Below are 19,037 nucleotides of genomic sequence, written 5' to 3'. Positions count from 1 at the left end.
GGGGCGGCTCCTCAGGGTCCGGTGGTGGCGGGGTGGGTGGTGGCGGTGTGAGTCGGGGCGGTGTGAGTCGGGGCGGGGTGGGTGGGAACGGGGTGGGTGGGGGCGGGGTGGGTGGTCGCGGGTTCGGTAGTCGAGTGTTCGGTGGTCGCGGACACCACCGGCCCCCACCCGAACGGCGGGTCCGGGATCGCCGTACGCAGTACCGGCGCCACCGCCGACTGGAACAGTTCCAGCGAATCGCGGTGCTGGGCGATGGTCAGGCCGCCGGCGTCCGCCGGAGTGTGCAGGACGGTATGGCCGAACTGCTCGTGGTAGCGGTGCACCTTGTCGATGACCTGCTGGGGGCTGCCGATCAGCGCCGAACTGCGCTCGGCGAAGTCCTCCAGCGTCTCGAAGACGACCGGTAGCCCGGCCTGCTTCGCGAAGGCGAGGTTGGACTCGAAGATCGGCCGGTACGCGGCGAGCGCCTCCTGTGAGGTGGGGGCGACCAGGAGGCCGGCCGAACCGGCGCCGACGGCGATGTCCGCCGGGTCATGGCCGTGGTGCTCCCAGCGCTCGCGGTAGTGGCGGATCAGCTCGGCGTACGGCTCGATGGGGTGGGTGACGTTCGCCGAGAACAGCGGGTCGCCGTAGCGGGCGGCCAGCTCCACGGACTCCTTGCTGGTGGCGCTGCCGTGCCAGACCCGGATGGGTTGCTGATGGGGGCGGGGCCAGACCTCGGCGTCGGTCAGCGGTGGGCGGAAGCGGGTGCGGGCGGTCACCTTGTCCTGCCGCCAGATGCGCCGGAAGACCTCGTAGCTCTCGGCGTTGCGCTCCCACTGGTCCTCGGGAGTGACCTGGAACAGCTCGCGCTGGGCGGTGCCGTTGCCCTTGCCGATGATCAGCTCAAGGCGGCCCTGGGACAGATGGTCGAGGGTCGCGTAGTCCTCGTAGGCGCGGACCGGGTCGAGCAGGCTGAGGGTGGTGACGGCGGTGAAGAGCCGGATGCGCCGGGTGAGCGCGGCGATATGGCTGAGTACGACGGTGGGCGCGGAGGAGAGGAACGGCCGCTCGTGCCGCTCCCCCACCCCGAAGCCGTCGAAGCCGAGTTCCTCGGCAAGCTGCGCGTTGTCCAGCACCTCCCGGAAGCGGTCGTGGGTGGAGGTCCACACTCCGGTGACCGGGTGCGGGCGATGCACGATCAGCGTGATCGCGAGGAACCTCACGACGCCGCCCGTACACCGGCAGCGCTCCCGCGAGCGTCACCGCGCACCTCGTCCCCTGTCTCGCTCTCTGTCTCGCTCCCTGCTTCGCTCCCTGTCTCGCTCTCGTCCCGGATCTCGTCGGGGTGGTCGAGGCCGAGGTGATGCCGCAGGGTCGTCCCCTCGTACTCGGTGCGGAACACCCCGCGCTCCTGGAGCAGCGGCACCACGCTGTCCGCGAACGCGTCCAGGCCGCCCGGTGTGATGTGCGGGACGAGGATGAAGCCGTCCGAGGCGTCGGCCTGCACATGGTCGTTGATGGTCGCGGCGACCGTCGCGGGGGAGCCGATGAAGCTCTGCCGGTTGCCCGTCTCGATGACCAGATCGCGGATCGACCAGTTGTTGGCCTCGGCCAGCTGCCGCCACTCGCGGGCGGTCTCCTGCGGGTCGCGGTACATACGCACCTGGGCCCGGCCCCGGGAGACCGTGTGCTCACCGGGCAGCGGGTCCACGTCGGGCAGCGGCCCTTCGGGGTCGTACGCGGACAGGTCCCGGTTCCACACCCACTCCAGGTGCTTGAGGGCGGTGGCGCCGCTGACCTGCTGGCGGCGGACCTCCTTGGCCAGTTCCTCCGCCTCCGCGTCGGTGTCGCCGAGGACGAAGCTGGCGGCGGGCAGGATCAGCAGCTGGTCGGCGCGGCGGCCGTACTTGGGCAGCCGGGACTTGACGTCGGTGTAGAACGCCTGGCCCGCCTCCAGGGTGGCGTGCCGGCTGAAGATGGCGTCCGCGCCCGAGGCGGCGAACTCGCGGCCCTCCTCGGAGTCCCCGGCCTGGAAGATCACCGGGCGGCCCTGCGGGGAGCGCGGGACATTGAACTGTCCGTGGATGTCGAAGTGCTGCCCCTCGTGGACGAAGGCGCCCGCCTTGGCGTCCCGTAGGAAGGCCCCGGTGTCCTGGTCGGCGAGGATCTCGTCCCCGCGCCAGGAGTCGAACAGCTCATGGGCCGTGGCGAGGAACTCCCTCGCCCGCGAGTAGCGCTCCTCCTGGGGCAGGAAGCCGCCTCGGCGGAAATTCTCGCCGGTGAAGGCGTCCCAGGAGGTGACCACGTTCCACGCGGCGCGGCCCGCCGAGAGGTGGTCGAGGCTGGCGAACTGGCGGGCCACCTCGTAGGGCTCGTTGAAGGTGGAGTTGATGGTGCCGGTCAGGCCGAGACGCTCGGTGACGGCGGCGAGCGCGGTGAGCACGGTGAAGGTGTCCGGGCGGCCGACGACATCCAGGTCGTAGATCTTCCCGCCCTGTTCGCGCAGGCGCAGGCCCTCGGCGAGGAACAGGAAGTCGAATTTGGCGCGCTCGGCGGTCCGCGCGAAGTGCGCGAAGGAGCTGAACTCGATATGGCTTCCGCCGCGCGGATCGCTCCATACGGTGGTGTTGTTGACGCCGGGGAAGTGGGCGGCCAGATGGATCTGCTTCTGCGGCTTGCTCATGGTCGGGTGTTCCTCCGGCTCAGACGGTCGCGGCGGCGGCGTAGCGGTTGGCGGGGCGGGCCAGGCCCAGCAGTCCGCGCAGGGTGTCGGCCTCGTAGGCGGTGCGGAAGGCGCTGCGGCGCTGGAGTTCGGGCACCAGGTCGCGGGTGATCGCGGGGAGGTCGTGCCCGGCGACGGCGGGGCGCAGCCGGAAACCGGTCAGCCCGGCGCCCTGCCACTCCTGGAGCAGATCGGCGAGCTGGGCGGCCGTACCGGTGAAGATCAGCGCATCACTCGTGTACGGCTCTCCCGCGAGGGTGTCGAGCCGGTCCCGGCGGGCCCGCGCGGTCGCCTCGTCGTCGTCCAGGAAGACCAGCAGGTCGGCGAAGACATGCACGGGCTCGGCGGCGCGTCCGGCGGCTTCCTGCTCGGCGCGGATGGTGGCGACGATCGACCGGGCCTGGGCCGTGTCGTGCGGGGTGATGTAGCCGATGTCGGCGGCGCGGCCCACCAGGCGGTACGGGATGGTGTCGTGGGCGAGGGTGCTGACGATCGGCTGGCCCTGCGGCGGCCGGGGGGTGATGGAGGGGCCCTTGACGCTGAAGTGCCTGCCCTCGAAGTCGATGTAGTGGAGCTTGTCGCGGTCGATGAAGCGGCCCGTGGCGGCGTCCCGGATCTCGGCGTCGTCCTCCCAGCTGTCCCAGAGCCGGCGCAGCACCTCCACATAGTCGGCCGCCTCGTCGAAGAGGTCGGTGACGACGTCCAGCGCGGACGGGCTGGGGTAGTCGTCGATCCGGCGGATCGTACGGCGGCCGAAGTGGGCGGCCTCGCCCGGGCGGGCCGTGAGCTGGGCGCGCAGTCCGGCGCGGCCGGTGCTGACGTAGTCCAGGGTGGCGATGGCCTTGGAGAGGTGGAAGGGCTCGGTGTGGGTGGTGACCACCGTCGGCACCAGTCCTATGTGGCGGGTCAGCGGGGCCACCCGGGAGGCGATGAGCACCGCGTCGAGCCGGCCGCGCACCTGGTCGGTGCGTTCGTCCGGGTCGAGGAAGTGGCTGGACTGGGGACCCAGGCCGTCCTCGATGGTGACGAAGTCGAGCAGTCCGCGCTCGGCCTCCGTCACCAGGTCGGCCCAGTAGCCGGCGGTGAACAGGTCCCGGGGGCGGGCCACCGGCTCCCGCCAGGACGCGGGATGCCAGCCGGTGCCGTCCAGGGCGACGGCGAGATGCGGGAAGGAGGGGGGTACTGAGGACACGGGGCGGTGCCTTCCTTGAGGGTGACGACGGTGCGGGCCGCCGGGTGGGCAGTGCGCGGCGCGGGGCCTGCCGGTCCGAAAGCCGGAATGCCGGGAGAGCGGGAGGAGCCGGGAGCTGGAGGAGCCGGGAGAACCGGGAGAGCGGGGAGAGCGGGAGGAACGGGGGGAGGGCAGGGTGTGCGGGGCTGAGCGCGGGCCGTGCGGGTGGAGCGGGCTTGCGGGACCGCGCGATGTCAACCGAGCGATGTCAGCCGGGCGAAGTGAGCCGAGGGAAGTGAGCCGAGGGAAGGCATCAGCGGCGACAGAGCGCGGTGGCCACGCGCTTGAGGTCTATGTGGTGCCGCGAGGTCAGGTGCACGGCGTGGCATATGTGCGTCACGTCGGCCTCCTCCGTCCTCGGGTCGGGCGCCCCGGGCGCCTGGTCCATCTCGTCAAAAGTCACAACGTCCCTGCCCGGACGGGTGTTCCCGGAACGCGCACCCGTTGGATGACCGAGCGGCGACGCAGGGTGAAGCCGATCGACTCGTACAGCCGGATCGCCTCCGTGTTGTCGGCGGCGGCGTGCAGGAACGGGGTCTCCCCGCGCTCGCGGATTCCGGCGGCGACCGCCCGGACGAGCCGGGTCGCCAGCCCCCGCCCGCGGTGGCCGGGGTCGGTGCAGACCGCGCTGATCTCCGTCCAGCCGGGCAGCCGCAGCCGTTCGCCCGCCATGGCGATGAGTTGGCCCCGGTCCCGGATGCCGAGGTAAGTGCCCATGTCGATGGTCCGGCGCAGAAACGGGCCGGGGCGGGTGCGGCCGACCAGGTCCAGGATCTCGGGGACGTCCCCGGGCCCGAGCCGGACCGCCTCGGGGGCGGGTTCGGCGCGCAGCCCGGTGTCCACGAGCTGGACGCCCTCCCCGCCGCCGACGATCTCCCAGCCGTCGGGCACCAGGTCGACCCCCTTCGTCGCCACCACCGCACCAGGTCCGGCGAGGGTGTGCAGGTCGGCCCAGGCGGCGGGGTCCCGGGAGTCGGCGAGCGCGGCGAAGGCGTAGATGTCGGCCTGATAGCGGGCGGCCTGTCCGTACCGCTCGGCGAGATGCGTGTGCGGGCCGGTCAGCGCGGCCCACACGGCGCTGTCGAGCAGGCGCTCATCGGGCGTGGGTCCAGCGGGGCCATGGGGTCCAACGGGTCCATGAGGCTCATGGGGCTCACGGGGCGGGGGCGGGGGCGGGGCTCCGCCTCCGCGGACATGGGTCTGGTGTGCCACGGAGGCGAAGCCTTTCCGGTTCCGGCGGTGCTCAGAGGCTGGCGAGGGGGGTCAGGGGTTGCTCAGGAGTTGGTCAGGGGCAGGCCGGGCGGGTCGATCTCGGACTTCTCGACGGCCTCGGAGGACAGGTTCCACGCCTTGAGCCACTGGTCGTACTGACCGTTCTCGATCAGGTAGTTGATCGCGGCGGCGATCGGCTCGGCGAGGCCGCTGCCCTTCTTCGCGGCTGCGGCGATCAAGCCCTGGAGGGTCTCCCCGGCGCCGGAGAAGTTCCCCGCGATCCGGGTCGCCTGAGGCGTACCGGCGGTCTCGGTGGTGTGGTAGGCGAGGTTCGGGCTGGGGCCGAGGTAGGCGTCGATCTTGCCGCTGGACAGGGCCAGATAGAGGCTGTTGTTGTCCTGGTAGTACTTGACGGTGAGGTCCTCGCCCTCCTCGGCCAGCTTGTCCTTCCACTCCAGCAGGATCTTCTCCTGGTTGGTGCCGCTGCCGACGCTGACCGTCTTGCCGGCCAGGGCGCGGTAGTCGCCGTCGAAGGTCCAGTCGCTGCCCTCGTCCACCTCGAAGGCGAGGTCGTCCTTGCGGTAGCTGGCGAACTCGTACTTCTGCTTGCGCTCCTCGGTCACGGTGACGTTGGAGATGGCCACGTCGACCTTGCCGCCGTCCAGGCCGATGAACATGTTCTCCCAGGTGGAGGGGGACAGTTCGGGTTCGAGGCCGAGGACGGTGGCGATCAGCCGGGCGAAGTCGGGCTCGGAGCCGGTGAGGGTCTTCTGGTCGTCGCCTATGTAGCCGAGCGGCGGCGACCCGGACGGCAGGGTGCCGGACCCGATGATCAGCGTGCCCTTCTCCTTGATGGCGGCGGGCAGCAGGGCGCTGATGGAGGCCACCTCGGCGACCTCGATGCTGGTCTCCTGGGCGGCCCCGTTGGACAGTTGGCCCACGGTGACCGTGCCGGCCGGCGAGGTGGTGGCGGCGGCGTCGCTCTCCCCGCCGCAGGCGGCGAGGGTGGTACCGAGCGCGGCGAAGGCGCTCACGGCGGTGATGCCACGCAGGAGTTGGCGGCGCGAGAAGGTCGTGGACATGGCTGTTCCTTGTCTTCGTCTTCGGTGGGTTCGCTGGAGTCGGTGGAGTCGGTGGAATTTGCGGACTCGGCGGAATTCGCTGATGAACGTCGTTGGTAGGGGCGTCGACATAGGCGTCTTCACCGCACCTCGCCGCTTCACAGCACCTTGCTGAGGAAGTCCTTGGTGCGTTCGTTGCGCGGGTTGTCCAGGACCTCGGCGGGCGACCCCTGTTCGACGATCCGGCCGGCGTCCATGAAGACGACGCGGTCGGCGACCTCGCGGGCGAAGCCGATCTCGTGGGTGACGACGACCAGGGTGGTGCCGCTGGTGGCCAGGTCCTTGATCACGGCGAGCACTTCGCCGACGAGTTCGGGGTCGAGGGCGGAGGTCGGCTCGTCGAAGAGGATCACGCCGGGCCGCAGGGCAAGGGCGCGGGCGATGGCCACGCGCTGCTGCTGCCCGCCGGACAGCTGCCGCGGATAGGCGCCCGCCTTGTCTCCGAGCCCCACCCGGTCCAGTACCGACCGCGCCAGCTCGTCGGCCGCCACCTTGGCCAGCCGGCCGGTGGCGACGGGCGCGGCGGCCACGTTCTCCAGCGCGGTGAGATGCGGGAAGAGATTGAAGTTCTGGAAGACGAAGCCGATCCGCCGCCGCTGGATGAGGATGGCCCGCTCGCTCAGCTCCTTCAGCCGCTCGCCCTGCCGGCGTACGCCGATGGGCTCGCCGTTGACGCTGACGTACCCGATGTCGGGCTTCTCCAGGTGGTTGATGGCCCGCAGCAGCGTGGACTTGCCGGAGCCGGACGGGCCGAGGATCGCCGTGACCTCGCCGGGCCGCACGGTCAGATCGATCCCGTCGAGGACGCGGTGCGAGCCGTACCACTTGTGCACACCGTGCACCTGGACGGCGGCGGGCTCGACGGCGAGGGCGTCGAGGGCGGGGGCGGTCCCCTCGGCCGCGGAGGTCTCGGACGTCCGGTCAGTCTCGGACGTCCCGTCAGCCCCGGACGCCTGGGCGGACTTGGACAACTTGGCGGACTCGGCGGACTTGGCGGACTCGGCGGACTTGGACGTCAGGCTCGCGGCACTCGCGGTCTCGGCGGTCATACGGCGGTCTCCCTGCGGGCACGTTCGCGTACCTCGCGCAGGCCCGCGCGGAGGCGTTGCAGCGGAGTCGGCGGCAGGGTGCGGGTGGCGCCCCGGGCGTAGTACCGCTCGACGTAGTACTGGATGACGGAGACGACGCTGGTCAGGATCAGGTACCAGACGGTGACGACCATCAGCAGCGGGACGATGTCGCCGGGGTAGGTGGCGCCCATGGTCTGGGCGGTGCCGAACAGGTCGAGCAGTGAGACGTAGAAGACCAGCGAGGTGGCCTTGATCAGGCCGATCAGCTGGTTGACGTAGTTCGGTGTGATGGAGCGCAGGGCCTGCGGGAAGGTGATCCGCAGGAACTGGTAGCGCTTGGGCAGGCCGAGTGCGGAGGCGGCCTCGTGCTGGCCCTGGTCGACGGAGAGGATGCCGCCACGGACGACCTCGGCGGCGTAGGCGGCCTCGTTGAGGCTGAGGCCGATGATGGCGACGACCATGTCGGTGCCGAGCTGGGACTCGTCGAAGGTGAAGAAGGCGGGCCCGAAGGGGACGCCGAGGCTGAGACTCTGGTAAAGGGCGCTGAAGTTGTAGAGGAAGAGGAGTACGACGATCAGCGGGATGGAGCGGAAGGCCCAGATATAGGTCCAGCTGACGGCGCGCAGTACCGGGCTCCTGGAGAGCCGGGCGAGGGCGAGCACGATGCCGCCGAGGAGCCCGAACACCGCGCTGTAGGCGGTGACTTCGAGGGTGATCAGGAGTCCGTCGAGGATGGTGGGGCGCAGGAACCAGTAGCCGAAGCGATCCCATTGGTAGAACGGATTGGTCGCCAGCCCGTGGAGGAACTGGGCGGCCAGGACGAGGACGATCGCGGTGGCGATCCAGCGTCCGGGCCGGCGCAGCGGCTGGATCCGCTGGGCGGTGAGGGGTGGTGAGGGGGGTTCGGCGGGTTGCGGCGTGGACTTCGCCTCGGCGAGGGACACACCGGCGCCTGGGGGTTCACTCATCGTGGACTCCGGCTGGGAGGGAGGCCCCGGGGCCACGGCGGGCCGCGCGTCACCACGTCGCGTCGGCGGGCCGGTGCGGCACGGCGGTTACGGGCGGGGAAGCGCGGGAGGCACTGGACCGGGGGCGCGGGCGGGGACGGCACACCGGGAAGGGGTGTGCGTCGGGTGCGGGGCCGGGGTGTGGTCGCGGGGTGGTGGTCAGCCCCGGCAGCGGGCTCGGCCCGGTGCGGTACACAGTGCGCTGCTGACGCGGAGCAGATCGACGGCACGGTCGGCGACGAGACGGTCGGCGCGCGGGCGGACGCGGCCGGCGGAGCGGCGTACGGCCGTCCAGGTCGCTGCGCGCATGTCGGTCGTCCTTTTTCGTCCCGGCCCCGTGAAGGGGCCCGTTGTCGTCCCGGTCCCGGAAAGGGTCCGTCGTGGTGTGGGGTCACGCCTCGGCCCGGAGGCCGGACGCGCCGACTCACCTCGACTTCGGATTCATACTGGTGTCCGAAATCGAGGTGGGTGCCCGAAAGTTAAGGGCGCGGGCCGGGCATATGTCAATGCCGGTCCACGGTGTGGGACGGTATCAGGGCCGGTCGGCCCGTACCCGGGCGCTGTCAGCGTCCGCCGCGTGGGCGGCCCAGTCCAGGATCTGGACGGCGGCTCCGGCGGCCTCCAGGCCCCGGCAGTGGGCCTGATGGCGGCGGGAGATGCCGTCGAGGTCGAGATGCGCGGCGAAGGCCGGGTGGGCGGTCAGCCGGCGGGCGAAGTCCCACACCGCGGGATGCTCGGCGATGCGGTGCACCACGGCGGCGTCGAGGTGGTGCCGGTGGACGATGTCGAGCTGCACCAGGGTGACCCACACCACCACGTCGGCGGCGGTGAGCTGGTCGCCCATCAGATACGGCTGTGCGGTGAGCCGCCGCTCCAGGCGCGCGAGCGCGTCGAGCAGGCTCTCCACGGCCACCGCCCGCTCCTGGTCGTCGGCGCCGGCCCGGCCCGCGTCCTGGGCGGAGGCCTCGATCCGCTCGGCGCACAGCCGCTCGACCTCCGCTATTCCGGCGTCCAGTTCGCGCGGGAAGAGGTCGGGGCGGTCCGCGCCGAAGTGCCGGGCGAGGTCGCGGACGATGTCGGGGGCGTGCCCGCTGACGATCCGGCCGGACCAGTCGTCGGCGAGTACGGGCGCCAGGGCGGGCCCGGTGTAGCGGTGTGCGGTGGCCTCGTAGAGCGGGCGCAGGGCGGCGTGACCGCCGCCGGGACAGTCGGGGACGGCGGGCAGCAGGGAGACCGGACAGCTGTCACCGAGGCCGAGCAGGGTGTGGGTGACGGCGATCCGCAGCCCGTCGGGGTCGGCCGTGCACAGATGGAGGCGGTAGCGGCGCGGGACGGCGTAGTGCCCGCTGCGGGCGTCACTGCCGATGCGGCCCCGGAAGGCGGGGGTGCCGGGTGTGGCGATGCGCAGGGGGGCGGGCGGTGTGACGGTCATGGGTCTCCCCGGGATCAGGCACGCGGAGGTCCGCGCGGCGGACGGGACACGAGCGGGAACAAAGAGGAGCGAATGGGGGGAAGTGGAGGGAATTTGGGTGAGTGTGCAGAAATTCAAGGAAACGGACCCAACGGGGGCCGCATACGGCGGAGGACCGTCGCCGGCAGACCGGGTGCGCGGCCCCGGCGGGCCGGGGGTCAGCCCCGTCTGCGGCCGATCGCGCTGCACACGCGCAGGAGATCGATGTGCCGGCGGGAGGTGAGCAGGGGTGAGCGCCGAGGTCTACGGCTCGCTCGGCTGGTCACCGGCTCAAGGCGCCCCATGATTCCCTACCCGTTCACTAGGATTCCCTAGGGGAGTGTCGATCGCCCCCAGCCCGGCGTCAAGACCACGTCCACGAACCGGTCTCGATCCATGGACACAGAGTCCGCACAGGGCACCGCCCCGGAGCGCGCGGGGGGGTGCGCGCGGCCCGGAGCAGCGCCCTCTATGTACCGGGATGAGCACAGGATGTACCGGATGCGCACAGGGCCGTTCGGGTCAGCCGGCCGGGAAGGCGTCCGGGGTCCGGATGCGGTCGCGGATCCAGACCCCGGACTGCTTCAGCGGGGCGGTGCCGGTCCAGGGGCCGCCCGCGTCGCAGGTGCCGGTGTTGAAGACGGCGCCGGAGCGGCCGTCGTCGGAGAAGTTCCAGTTGACCCAGGAGATCTTCTTGGCGGCCATCAGATCGAGGTACCGCTGGGACATGGCGAAGTCGTCGGCGCCCTCACCGGCGTAGTTCTGGGTGCCGAACTCGGTGACGAAGACCGGGATCCGGTCCGCCGCGCGGGAGAGAGTGTTCAGGTACTCGTCGCGGTGCGAGTACGCGTAGAAGTGGAACGTGTACATGATGTTGGAGGCGTTGACCGGGTCGCCGACGACCTCGCTCTCGTTCGCGCCCTCGGAGACCCCGAGCGAGGACCAGGCGCGCGTGCCGATCAGTACGGGGGCGTCGGGGTCGATGTTCCGGATCACCGGGATGATCTGCTCGGCGTAGGACTTGATGGTGCTCCAGGAGACACCGGAAGGTTCGTTGGCGATCTCGTAGAGGACGTTGGGCTTGTCCTTGTGCCGGTTCGCGATCTCCGTGAAGAAGGCACGCGCGCGGGCGAGGCTGAAGTGGGGGTCGCCGGGGCTGAGCATGTGCCAGTCCACGATCACGTACGTGCCCCGGCTGGTCGCGTCCTCGATGAGCCGGTGGGCGAGGTCGGTGAACTTGCGCGGGTCGGTCTCGTAACCGCCCTCCTGGACGTACGTCGACACGCGCAGCACATCGGCGTTCCAGTCCCCGGCGAGGGCGTCGAGCGAGCCGGGGGTCAGACACTGCGGGTACCACTGGGTGCCGTGGCTGGACATGCCGCGCAGCTGGATGGGGTTGCCGTACTGGTTGCACAGCTTGGTGCCGCAGACCGTGAGCGGGCCGTTGATGCCGGCCGGGGTGCCGGGGGGCACGGCGGCCTGGCCGCCGGGTGCGGCGGCGGCCTGGGGGGTGATGAGCGCGCCCGTCAGGGCTGTTGCGAGGAGAGCGGACCGGGTCCACAAGGGCGATCGGGTGGTGCGTGGGGGGATCACCATGATCTCCGTCTCGGTCGTGAGGAACTCGATCCGTGCTCGATCCGTGCTCGATCCGTGCTCGATCCGTGCTCGAATCGCGCTCGAATCGCGCTCGAATCGCGCTCGAATCGCGCTCGAATCGCGCTCGAATCGCGCTCGATTCGCGGTCGACACTCGGTCGATACGCGGGCCGGTTCGTAAGGAAACTTTCCTAATAGTGAGATAGCAGCGGGGACCGAGAGGAGCAAGGGGTGTGACGCCGATGCACGTACGGGGTGTTGGGGACGGGCGGGAGCCGGGAGTGTCGTTCACGGGCACGGTGCTCGGGACCGCGCGGCGCGGCTGATCAGCGGCCGGACGCGCTCCACGCATGGGGTAGTCTTGATCCGCACGTTCGCGCGATACGCGCGGCAGGCATCGGGACGTGGCGCAGCTTGGTAGCGCACTTGACTGGGGGTCAAGGGGTCGCAGGTTCAAATCCTGTCGTCCCGACTGGAGACAGTCGCAGTTCGGGGCCGGTTTCGGAGAGATCCGAAACCGGCCCTTGATCGTTCCTGGGGACCAGTTGGGGGCCAGTCAGGGACCAGTGCCCTTGACCGGGTCAGCGGGTCATGACGACGGGGCCCGGCAGCGAGCGTGGTGCGCGCAGCGCTGGGTGGTCTGGAAGCTTTCGTGGACGCCTCGCTGGGCGAGTGGGAGGCGTAGGTGTGGCGCACGGAGTGGGCCTGATCGAGGGCGAACCGCTGCGGGGGGCTGGTGGCGATGGTGGGCAGGTCGATGCTGCGGCAGGAGGACGGTCGGATCACCTCGCCGTACGGGTCAGCGGGCGCAGCAGAACCGGCAGGGCGAGGACGTCGTTGCCGATGAACGATGGCTGGGGGTTCGGAGTGTTCCCCTCGTTCGCGAGCACGATGTCCGGGAACCGGTCGAAGAGGGCGGGCAGGGCGATGGCGGCCTCCAGCCGGGCGAGCGGGGCGCCTAGGCAGTAGTGGATGCCGTACCCGAAGGCCAGATGGTCCCTGTCCACGCGGTCGATCTCGAAGCTGTGTGCGGCGTCATGGAACGACGGGTCCCGGCCGTGCGCACCGAACCCTATGAGGATGGCTTCCCCGGCCGCTATGGTGACGCCCTCGCCGAGATCGATGTCGCGGATCGCGAACCGCAGCGGAAGATGGACGACCGGCGGATGGAGCCGCAGGGTCTCCTCGATGGCATCGGCCCAGCGGGCGGGCTCGGCCAGGGTCGCGCTCAGTTGCTGACGGTGGGTGAGAAGCGCCCGGACGGCGTTTCCGATCAGCGCGATCGTGGTCTGGCTCCCGGCGCCGATCATCAGGAGCAGGGTGGAGATCAGCTCCGTCTCGGTGAGCCGGTCCCCCTCATGGGCGGTGAGCAGCAGACTGGTCATGTCATCGCCGGGCTCCCGCCGCTTCGCCTCCACGAGACGGTGCATGACGGTGATCAGCTCGCTCGCGATCCGCTCCGACTCCTCCTGGGGGACATCGGTGGCCAGGATCGCGTCGGCGACGGCGAGCACGGCGGGGCGCTGGTCCTCGGGGACGCCGAAGAGATCGCAGATCACACGGGTCGGCACACCGTGCGCGAAGTGCGCCCGCAGATCCACTGCCGCGCCGTCCTCCAGGGTCTCCAGGGTCTCCAGGCCGTCCAGGAGGTCGGTGACGATGGACTCGATCGAGGACCGCAGCGACTCCATGCGTCGCGGTGTGAAAGCGGGGCCGATCAGCCTCCGTAACCGGGTGTGCTCGGCCCCCTCGGAGGTGGCCATGGAGTGGACGTCGAGCCAGGGGGAGAGCCAGGGGACGGCGCCCGGCTGGTAGCCGGGCCAGGTGTCACGGGCGTTCCTGGTGACATCGGGATGGGTGACCAGTCGCCTGACGACATCGCCGCGCGTGACGGACCAGGCGATGACGTTCTGGGGCAGCCGGACCCGCGCGGCGGGCCCGGTGGCGCGGAGTTCCTCGATCTGCTCGTACAGCCGGTCACCTCCGTCACTGTCGAGGACCGGGATCGAAACCTCGTGGCGGGTGGTCAAGAGACACCTCCGGTCACGCGGGGGCGGCCCGTCGGCGGGAGCGGCCACGATGGTGCGGTCTCGTGCCCGGGAGCCGGGTCGCGCCGGTGCGTGGATCGATGGACTTCGCGGGGACGGCGGGGAACCGGTACCGGGAATTGTGCTGCGCCCACCAAGGACCGCACAGAGGGAAATCAGCCTCTTGTCTGATTGCTGAGCCAATGCGGGATTGCCGACTTCGGGGAACACGGTGCGCGCGGTGTTCGACGTCATGCCTCCGGGTCCGGGTGCGGAGGCTACGAAGCGCTCATGCTGGGGGGCTCGTACTGGCTGTGTGCGCCCCTGCCGGGCCCATAGGCACCGGATAAGGGTGGGGACCTTGTGGGCGTCGCCCGTCTGGGGGCGCGGGCATGGATCCCGCACAGTTCTGCGGCCATGTCCGCCCGGGTTCGCATGGACGCTCTCTCCGTCGCGGACGCGTCCCGGCAACTGGGCGCAGGCACCGGGTATGTCACCCAGGCCAGGGACAACCTCGCCCGACAAAGGGGCCGCAGGTTCACATCCTGTTGTCCCGATGGTGGCGGAGGGCCTCACGGACGGAAGTCGGTGAGGCCCTCCGGCGTGTGGTGGGGCGGCGGCTCGTGTGTCAGGCGTCCGTGTCCGGCTGCCCGGCACTCTCGGGCTCGTGGCCGGGGCCCTCGCCCCGGTAGAACGCGGCGGTGCGGTCGGCCGCGCCGCGGGCCGCCTCGACGCTCTCGCCGGAGGCGATGTTCGCCTCGTACCAGCCCTCGCTCGCGGCGGTGACGAAGGACCTGCCCTCGTCGGAGGCGCCCCAGGTCTCGACGGCGGCGGGGTCGACGGCGGGGGCGCCGCCGAGGTGGAGGGCGAGGCCCATGACGGCGAGGTCCCAGCCGACGCCGACGGCTCCGGGGCCGAACTGCGCCCAGCGCTCCTCGTCCACATGGGCGATGTGCTCCAGCTCGAAGCGGGTGCGCTCGTCGCCCTCGGGGGTCAGGCGCAGTTCGATCCAGCTGACCTCGCCGCCGTACTCCCAGGTGGCGAAGAAGCCCTTGGGCGGGTCGCAGCGCTCGATGGTGCCGGAGGCGTTGCCCTGGACCGCGTACCGGCCGCCGGGCTTGAGATCGCCGGTGACCGGGGCGAACCAGCGGGGCAGCCGCTCCGGGTTGGTGCAGGCGTCCCAGACGTCGTCCAGCGGGGCGTCGTAGGACTGGCCGATGGTGACGATCCGCGCCTCGCCCGCTTTGAAGACGCGCTTGCCGACCGTGCGGTGCACGGTGTTGATCTGGTGGTTCACATCGATCACGGGGTACTCCTCGGTGGTTCCTCGCCGCGCAGGCGGCGTTCGCGTCTGCCGCGGGCCAGTTCGGTGCCCAGGGCGTCCAGTCGGGGCGTCCAGTAGCGGCGGAAGCGGTCCAGCCAGACATCGACGTCCCGCAGCGGCTCGGAGTTCACCGCGTACAGGCGCCGGGTGCCCTCGGGGCGTACCGTCGCGAAACCGTTCTCCCGCAGCACCTTCAGATGCTGCGAGACGCCCGGCTGCGATATGCCGAACTCCTCCTGGATGACCTCGCCGACCGCCCCGGACGTCATCTCGCCGTCCGCGAGCAGTTCCAGGATCCGGCGGCGCACGGGGTCGCCGAGCACATCGAAGGCGTGCATAGGCATAGAGTATCATCCGTCGCTTATATAAGTGGATAGTGAATTAGGTGGGAGTCAGGCGGTGCGGTACAGCGTGCTGAGCAGTTCGATCACCACGGGTGTGGCCGGGTGCGGGTCGTCCCGCCACCACGCCAGGCGTACGGCGACCGGTTCCGCGTCGCGCACCGGGCGGTAGACGACGCCGGGGCGCCGGTACTGGTGGGCGGTGGACTCGGCGGTGACGCCCACACAGCGGCCGGTCGCGATGACCGTGAGCCAGTCGTCCACGTCGTGGACCTCCTCCGTCCGCGGACGCGCGTCCGGCGGCCACAGTTCGGGGGTGGTGGTCCCGGTGCGGCGGTCGACCAGCAGCCGGCGTCCGGACAGGTCCGCGAGGCGCACCGAGCGGCGGCGGGCGAGCGGGTCACCTGCGGGCAGCGCGCACAGCCGGCGCTCCAGGCCGACGAGGGCGCAGCCGAAGCGCCGTTCGTCGACCGGCCTGCGCACCACCGCGACCTCGCACATGCCCTCAAGGAGCCCGGCCGTGGGCGAGTTGGTGCGCACCAGGTGCAGTTCGGTCTCCGGGTGGGCGGCGCTCCAGCGCCGCTGGAAGGGCACGGTGTGGCGGCCCAGTGCCGCCCAGGCGTAGCCGATCCGCAGCCGGACATGCCCCGAGGTCGCCTCGCCGACCAGGTCGTCCACCTCCGCGAGCACCCGGCGGGCGTGCGCCACCACCCGCAGCCCGGTCGGTGTCGGTGCCACCTCGCGCGAGGTCCGCCGCAGCAGCCGTACGCCCAGCGACCGTTCCAGCCCGGCCAGGGTGCGCGAGACCGCGGCCTGGGAGACGCCGAGGCTGTGGGCCGCGTCGGTGAAGCCGCCCTCGTCCACGATCGCCACCAGACAGCGCAGCTGGCGCAGTTCCAGATCCCTTCGATCCATACGTCCAGCGTATAGATCTTCGGTCCTATGCATTTTGCTCATGTGCCGGGCGGGCGCACGATCGGGGGATGCGTTCTTCTGCCGTACGCGCGCGGGCCGCGCGGCGTGTCCCGCGTGCCCGGGCGTCCGGCTCCGGCCGGGGGCAGCTCGCCGGGGTGGTCATCATGACCGGCAGCGGGCTGTCCAACCAGTTCGGGGCCGCCGTCGGCGCGCTCGCCTTCCCGGTGCTCGGGCCGGTCGGGGTGGTGGCCGTGCGGCAGTACGTGGCCGCCGCCGTGCTGCTCGCCGTCGGCCGGCCGCGGCTGCGGGAGTTCACCTGGGGGCAGTGGTGGCCGGTGCTGCTGCTGGCGCTCGTCTTCGGGACGATGAACCTCAGCCTCTACACCGCCGTGGACCGGGTCGGGCTGGGGCTGGCCGTCACCCTGGAGTTCCTCGGACCGCTGGCCATAGCGCTGGCCGCCGCGCGGCGCCGGCTGGACGCGTGCTGTGCGCTGATCGCGGCGGCGGGCGTGCTGGTGCTGATGCGGCCCCGGCCCTCCGCCGACCATCTGGGCATGGGCCTGGGCCTGCTGGCGGCGTGCTGCTGGGCGTCGTACATCCTGCTCAACCGCACGGTCGGCAGGCGGCTGCCCGGGGCGCAGGGGTCCGGTGCCGCGGCGGCGGTCTCGGCGCTGATGTTCCTGCCGGTGGGGGTGCTGGTGGTGCTCCACCGGCCGCCGACCGCCGGGGCGCTGGGGTGTGCGGTGGTGGCGGGGGTGCTGTCGTCCGCGGTGCCCTATCTGGCGGATCTGTTCACCCTGCGCCGGGTGCCCGCGCAGACCTTCGGGCTGTTCATGAGCGTCAATCCGGTGCTCGCCGCGGTGGTCGGCTGGACGGTGCTGGGGCAGGGGCTCGGCGCGGCCGAGTGGGCGGGCATCGGGGCGGTCGTGATCGCCAATGCACTCAGCCTGGCGGTACCGCGCGGGCGCGAACGAACAGAAACGATCTGAGTACGGCTACTCACGACCCGGAGCACTCCCCGGGCGCACGATGGAGACCTGACCACGCCTTGCCGCACACCCGGGGGTGTCCTGATGGACCGTCGTACGCTGTTCCGTTTCGCCGTCGCCAATCCCGCCTCGGCGGTGTACCTGAGCGCCGTCGGCGCGTCGGTCGCCGTGACGGCGGGGGTCGTCCTGCTGAGCGACGACCCCGGGTTCATCGGCGTCTGGCCCGTCTTCCTGACCGCCCCGACCTCGCTGCTGGCTGTGATGCCGCTGGCCGCGACCGAAACAGACCTGCCGACGGCGGTGTACGGCGTGGGGATCGCCGTGGCCGCGCTGGTGCAGTCGCTGGTGATCGGTACGTGCTTCGAGCTGCTGCGGGGGCGGGGGCCGAGGTCGGGGGGCGCCCGGCGGATGCGGACGCAGTGAGACCGGTGGCACGGCATGGCCAAGTGGTTCAGATGACTGAGTGGTCAAGATGACCGAAGGGTCAAGTAGTCAAGTGGTCATGACGTGATCAGGTGATCACTCCGCCGATCGGGGGACGGAGTGTCCGGCGGTGGGGGGCGATCGCGGACAGTGTGTCCACATCGCCGCCGGGCGCCGCTGGCTAGGGTCGCCCTATGAACCACAGCTTCGCCGTGCACGTCCCCGACGCCGTTCTCGAACCCGAGCCGCTCGACCCCGGCCAGATCGTCTCCGGCTCCCCCGAGGTGACCGGCAAGGTCGTCTGGGAGTCGCAGGACGGCCGGCAGCTCCGCGGCATCTGGCAGATCACCCCCGGGGTGGTCACCGACACGGAGGCGGACGAACTCTTCGTCGTGCTCAGTGGGTCGGCCACGATCGACTTCGAGGACGGGCCGACGCTGACGGTCGGCCCCGGCGATCTGGCGGTACTGCGCGCGGGCGACCGGACGACGTGGACCGTGCACGAGACCTTGCGGAAGGTGTACTCGATCAACCTCTGATCGTTCGATCAGTCTCCGATTGTTCGTTTCCGGTCGCTGCGCCTTGGCGGTCGGTCCCCGGCCCGGCGGTCGTGCCGCGTACCTCCAGGCGCGGCATCGTCAGGTGCAGCCGGCCCGTGGCCCCGGGCGTCGGTGTCTCCAGCCGGTCGAGCAGACAGCGCGCGGCCCGGCGGCCCATCTCGTGGCCCGCGTTGTCGACCGTGGTCAGCCATACGTGCCGCAGCTTGGCGATGCTGGTGTTGTCGTAGCCCGCCACCGACACCTGCCCCGGCACATCGAGCCCCAGGTCCCGGGCCGCCGAGAGCGCGCCGACGGCCGCGATGTCGTTGGCGGCGAGGATCGCGGTGGGGCGGTCGGGGCGGGCCAGCAGCCGGACGGCGGCGCGGTGGCCGCCCTCCTCGGTGAGGTCGCAGGGCTCGACCCGCACTCCCCCGGCCAGTCCGTGCGCCCGCATCGTCGCCTCGAAGCCGCGCAGCCGCAGGGCGCCGACCGCCCCGTACCCGGCGAGATGCGCGATGCGCCGGTGGCCGAGGCCGATCAGATGCTCGGTGATCAGCCGGATGCCCGTCTCGTCGTCGCCGGCGACCAGGTCCACCCCGTACGGCACCGGTTCACGGGCGCCCGCGACGACCAGCGGGACCCGGGCTGCCACCGGGTCGAGGGCGGCCGGGTCGGGCAGGGTGCCGACCACCACCAGGCCGTCGACCCCGAGGTCGAGGAACGGGCCGGTGAGGTCGTGTCCGGCGCGGCGGCCGAGGCGGGCGTCGGCGAGCAGCATGTGCAGGCCCGCCGTGTCCAGGACGGAGTTCAGGCCGTCGAGCAGTTCCACGAACCAGGGGTTGCGCAGGTCGTTCAGGAGCACGCCGACCGTGCGTGTACGGCGTTCGCTGAGGCTGCGGGCGGCGGCGTTCGGCCGGTAGCCCAGTTCGCGTACGGCCCGCAGCACCGCGTCCCGGCGTTCGGGGCTCACCTGGTCGGAGCCGCGCAGCACCAGCGAGACCAGCGACTTGGAGACTCCGGCGTGCGAGGCGACATCGCGGATGGTCGGCGGGCGGGGCATGGATGGACCGTTCCATGCGGCCCACGGGT

The 19,037-nt window shown here is 71.3% G+C and carries 18 protein-coding genes, 1 tRNA gene and 1 pseudogene; 4 read left to right on the top strand and 16 right to left on the bottom strand.

The features are described 5' to 3' along the window. Positions 1 to 11 precede the first annotated feature (11 nt). From ACFRFC_RS08010 to ACFRFC_RS07960, 11 genes and pseudogenes are all read right to left on the bottom strand, one after another. Complete coding sequence (locus tag ACFRFC_RS08010; RefSeq protein ID WP_382687206.1) at positions 12 to 1,205, bottom strand: LLM class flavin-dependent oxidoreductase; 1,194 nt, start codon at positions 1,203 to 1,205, stop codon at positions 12 to 14. Positions 1,206 to 1,309: 104 nt separating this feature from the next. Further along, positions 1,310 to 2,665, bottom strand: a pseudogene (locus tag ACFRFC_RS08005) (NtaA/DmoA family FMN-dependent monooxygenase); the annotation flags it as partial. 19 nt (positions 2,666 to 2,684) lie between these two features. Further along, on the bottom strand, positions 2,685 to 3,896 hold the full coding sequence (locus ACFRFC_RS08000; RefSeq protein WP_382687204.1) for an LLM class flavin-dependent oxidoreductase: 1,212 nt from the start codon (positions 3,894 to 3,896) through the stop codon (positions 2,685 to 2,687). 438 nt (positions 3,897 to 4,334) lie between these two features. After that, positions 4,335 to 5,147 (bottom strand): GNAT family N-acetyltransferase, encoded by an 813-nt coding sequence (locus ACFRFC_RS07995; RefSeq protein WP_382687201.1) that lies wholly within the window; start codon positions 5,145 to 5,147, stop codon positions 4,335 to 4,337. Between the two features lie 62 nt (positions 5,148 to 5,209). Then, positions 5,210 to 6,229, bottom strand: coding sequence for a transporter substrate-binding domain-containing protein (locus tag ACFRFC_RS07990; protein WP_382687198.1), 1,020 nt, complete (start codon positions 6,227 to 6,229; stop codon positions 5,210 to 5,212). A gap of 137 nt (positions 6,230 to 6,366) precedes the next feature. Further along, on the bottom strand, positions 6,367 to 7,317 hold the full coding sequence (locus ACFRFC_RS07985; RefSeq protein ID WP_382687195.1) for an amino acid ABC transporter ATP-binding protein: 951 nt from the start codon (positions 7,315 to 7,317) through the stop codon (positions 6,367 to 6,369). After that, positions 7,314 to 8,306 carry an amino acid ABC transporter permease gene (locus ACFRFC_RS07980; RefSeq protein ID WP_382687192.1) on the bottom strand — a complete coding sequence of 331 codons (993 nt, stop codon included), beginning with the start codon at positions 8,304 to 8,306 and terminating at the stop codon, positions 7,314 to 7,316. Before ACFRFC_RS07980 ends, ACFRFC_RS07985 begins: the two co-directional genes overlap by 4 nt. Positions 8,307 to 8,504: 198 nt before the next feature. After that, positions 8,505 to 8,654, bottom strand: coding sequence for a hypothetical protein (locus ACFRFC_RS07975; RefSeq protein WP_382687189.1), 150 nt, complete (start codon positions 8,652 to 8,654; stop codon positions 8,505 to 8,507). Positions 8,655 to 8,877: 223 nt separating this feature from the next. Continuing rightward, a complete protein-coding gene (locus ACFRFC_RS07970) occupies positions 8,878 to 9,777 on the bottom strand; it encodes a glutathione S-transferase C-terminal domain-containing protein (RefSeq protein WP_382687187.1) in 900 nt (299 codons plus the stop codon). Between the two features lie 197 nt (positions 9,778 to 9,974). Then, positions 9,975 to 10,100, bottom strand: coding sequence for a putative leader peptide (locus ACFRFC_RS07965; RefSeq protein WP_382687184.1), 126 nt, complete (start codon positions 10,098 to 10,100; stop codon positions 9,975 to 9,977). 217 nt (positions 10,101 to 10,317) lie between these two features. Then, entirely contained in the window at positions 10,318 to 11,391 is a 1,074-nt protein-coding gene (locus ACFRFC_RS07960) for a glycoside hydrolase family 5 protein (RefSeq protein ID WP_382687182.1), read from the bottom strand. A 397-nt stretch (positions 11,392 to 11,788) separates the two neighbouring features. Between ACFRFC_RS07960 and ACFRFC_RS07955 the strand changes: the two genes are divergently transcribed. Further along, a tRNA-Pro gene (locus ACFRFC_RS07955) sits at positions 11,789 to 11,862 on the top strand. A 310-nt stretch (positions 11,863 to 12,172) separates the two neighbouring features. Here ACFRFC_RS07955 and ACFRFC_RS07950 read toward each other — a convergent pair. The 4 genes from ACFRFC_RS07950 to ACFRFC_RS07935 all read right to left on the bottom strand — a co-directional run bounded on the left by ACFRFC_RS07950 (position 12,173) and on the right by ACFRFC_RS07935 (position 15,997). Further along, complete coding sequence (locus ACFRFC_RS07950; protein WP_382687179.1) at positions 12,173 to 13,420, bottom strand: cytochrome P450; 1,248 nt, start codon at positions 13,418 to 13,420, stop codon at positions 12,173 to 12,175. 625 nt (positions 13,421 to 14,045) lie between these two features. Continuing rightward, positions 14,046 to 14,723 (bottom strand): SRPBCC family protein, encoded by a 678-nt coding sequence (locus ACFRFC_RS07945; protein WP_382687176.1) that lies wholly within the window; start codon positions 14,721 to 14,723, stop codon positions 14,046 to 14,048. Next, positions 14,720 to 15,079, bottom strand: coding sequence for an ArsR/SmtB family transcription factor (locus ACFRFC_RS07940; RefSeq protein WP_382687173.1), 360 nt, complete (start codon positions 15,077 to 15,079; stop codon positions 14,720 to 14,722). The genes ACFRFC_RS07945 and ACFRFC_RS07940 overlap by 4 nt, the downstream gene beginning before the upstream one ends. Before the next feature lie 54 nt (positions 15,080 to 15,133). Continuing rightward, positions 15,134 to 15,997 (bottom strand): LysR family transcriptional regulator, encoded by an 864-nt coding sequence (locus ACFRFC_RS07935; protein WP_382687170.1) that lies wholly within the window; start codon positions 15,995 to 15,997, stop codon positions 15,134 to 15,136. 68 nt (positions 15,998 to 16,065) lie between these two features. On the opposite strand from ACFRFC_RS07935, the gene ACFRFC_RS07930 reads away from it, so the two are divergent. The 3 genes from ACFRFC_RS07930 (at position 16,066) to ACFRFC_RS07920 (ending at position 17,948) form a co-directional block, all read left to right on the top strand. Further along, a complete protein-coding gene (locus ACFRFC_RS07930; RefSeq protein WP_382687168.1) occupies positions 16,066 to 16,986 on the top strand; it encodes a DMT family transporter in 921 nt (306 codons plus the stop codon). Positions 16,987 to 17,070: 84 nt separating this feature from the next. Next, entirely contained in the window at positions 17,071 to 17,409 is a 339-nt protein-coding gene (locus ACFRFC_RS07925; RefSeq protein ID WP_382687166.1) for an SCO4225 family membrane protein, read from the top strand. 194 nt (positions 17,410 to 17,603) lie between these two features. Further along, a complete protein-coding gene (locus ACFRFC_RS07920; RefSeq protein ID WP_382687164.1) occupies positions 17,604 to 17,948 on the top strand; it encodes a cupin domain-containing protein in 345 nt (114 codons plus the stop codon). Here the strand turns inward: ACFRFC_RS07920 and ACFRFC_RS07915 are convergent. Next, positions 17,938 to 19,008, bottom strand: a complete 1,071-nt coding sequence (locus tag ACFRFC_RS07915; protein ID WP_382687162.1) for a LacI family DNA-binding transcriptional regulator — start codon at positions 19,006 to 19,008, stop codon at positions 17,938 to 17,940. The genes ACFRFC_RS07920 and ACFRFC_RS07915 overlap by 11 nt on opposite strands. Between the last annotated feature and the right edge of the window lie 29 nt (positions 19,009 to 19,037).

Source organism: Streptomyces sp. NPDC056734 (assembly GCF_042790455.1).
GTDB lineage: Bacteria > Actinomycetota > Actinomycetes > Streptomycetales > Streptomycetaceae > Streptomyces.
This window is presented reverse-complemented; position numbering and strand designations above follow the sequence as displayed.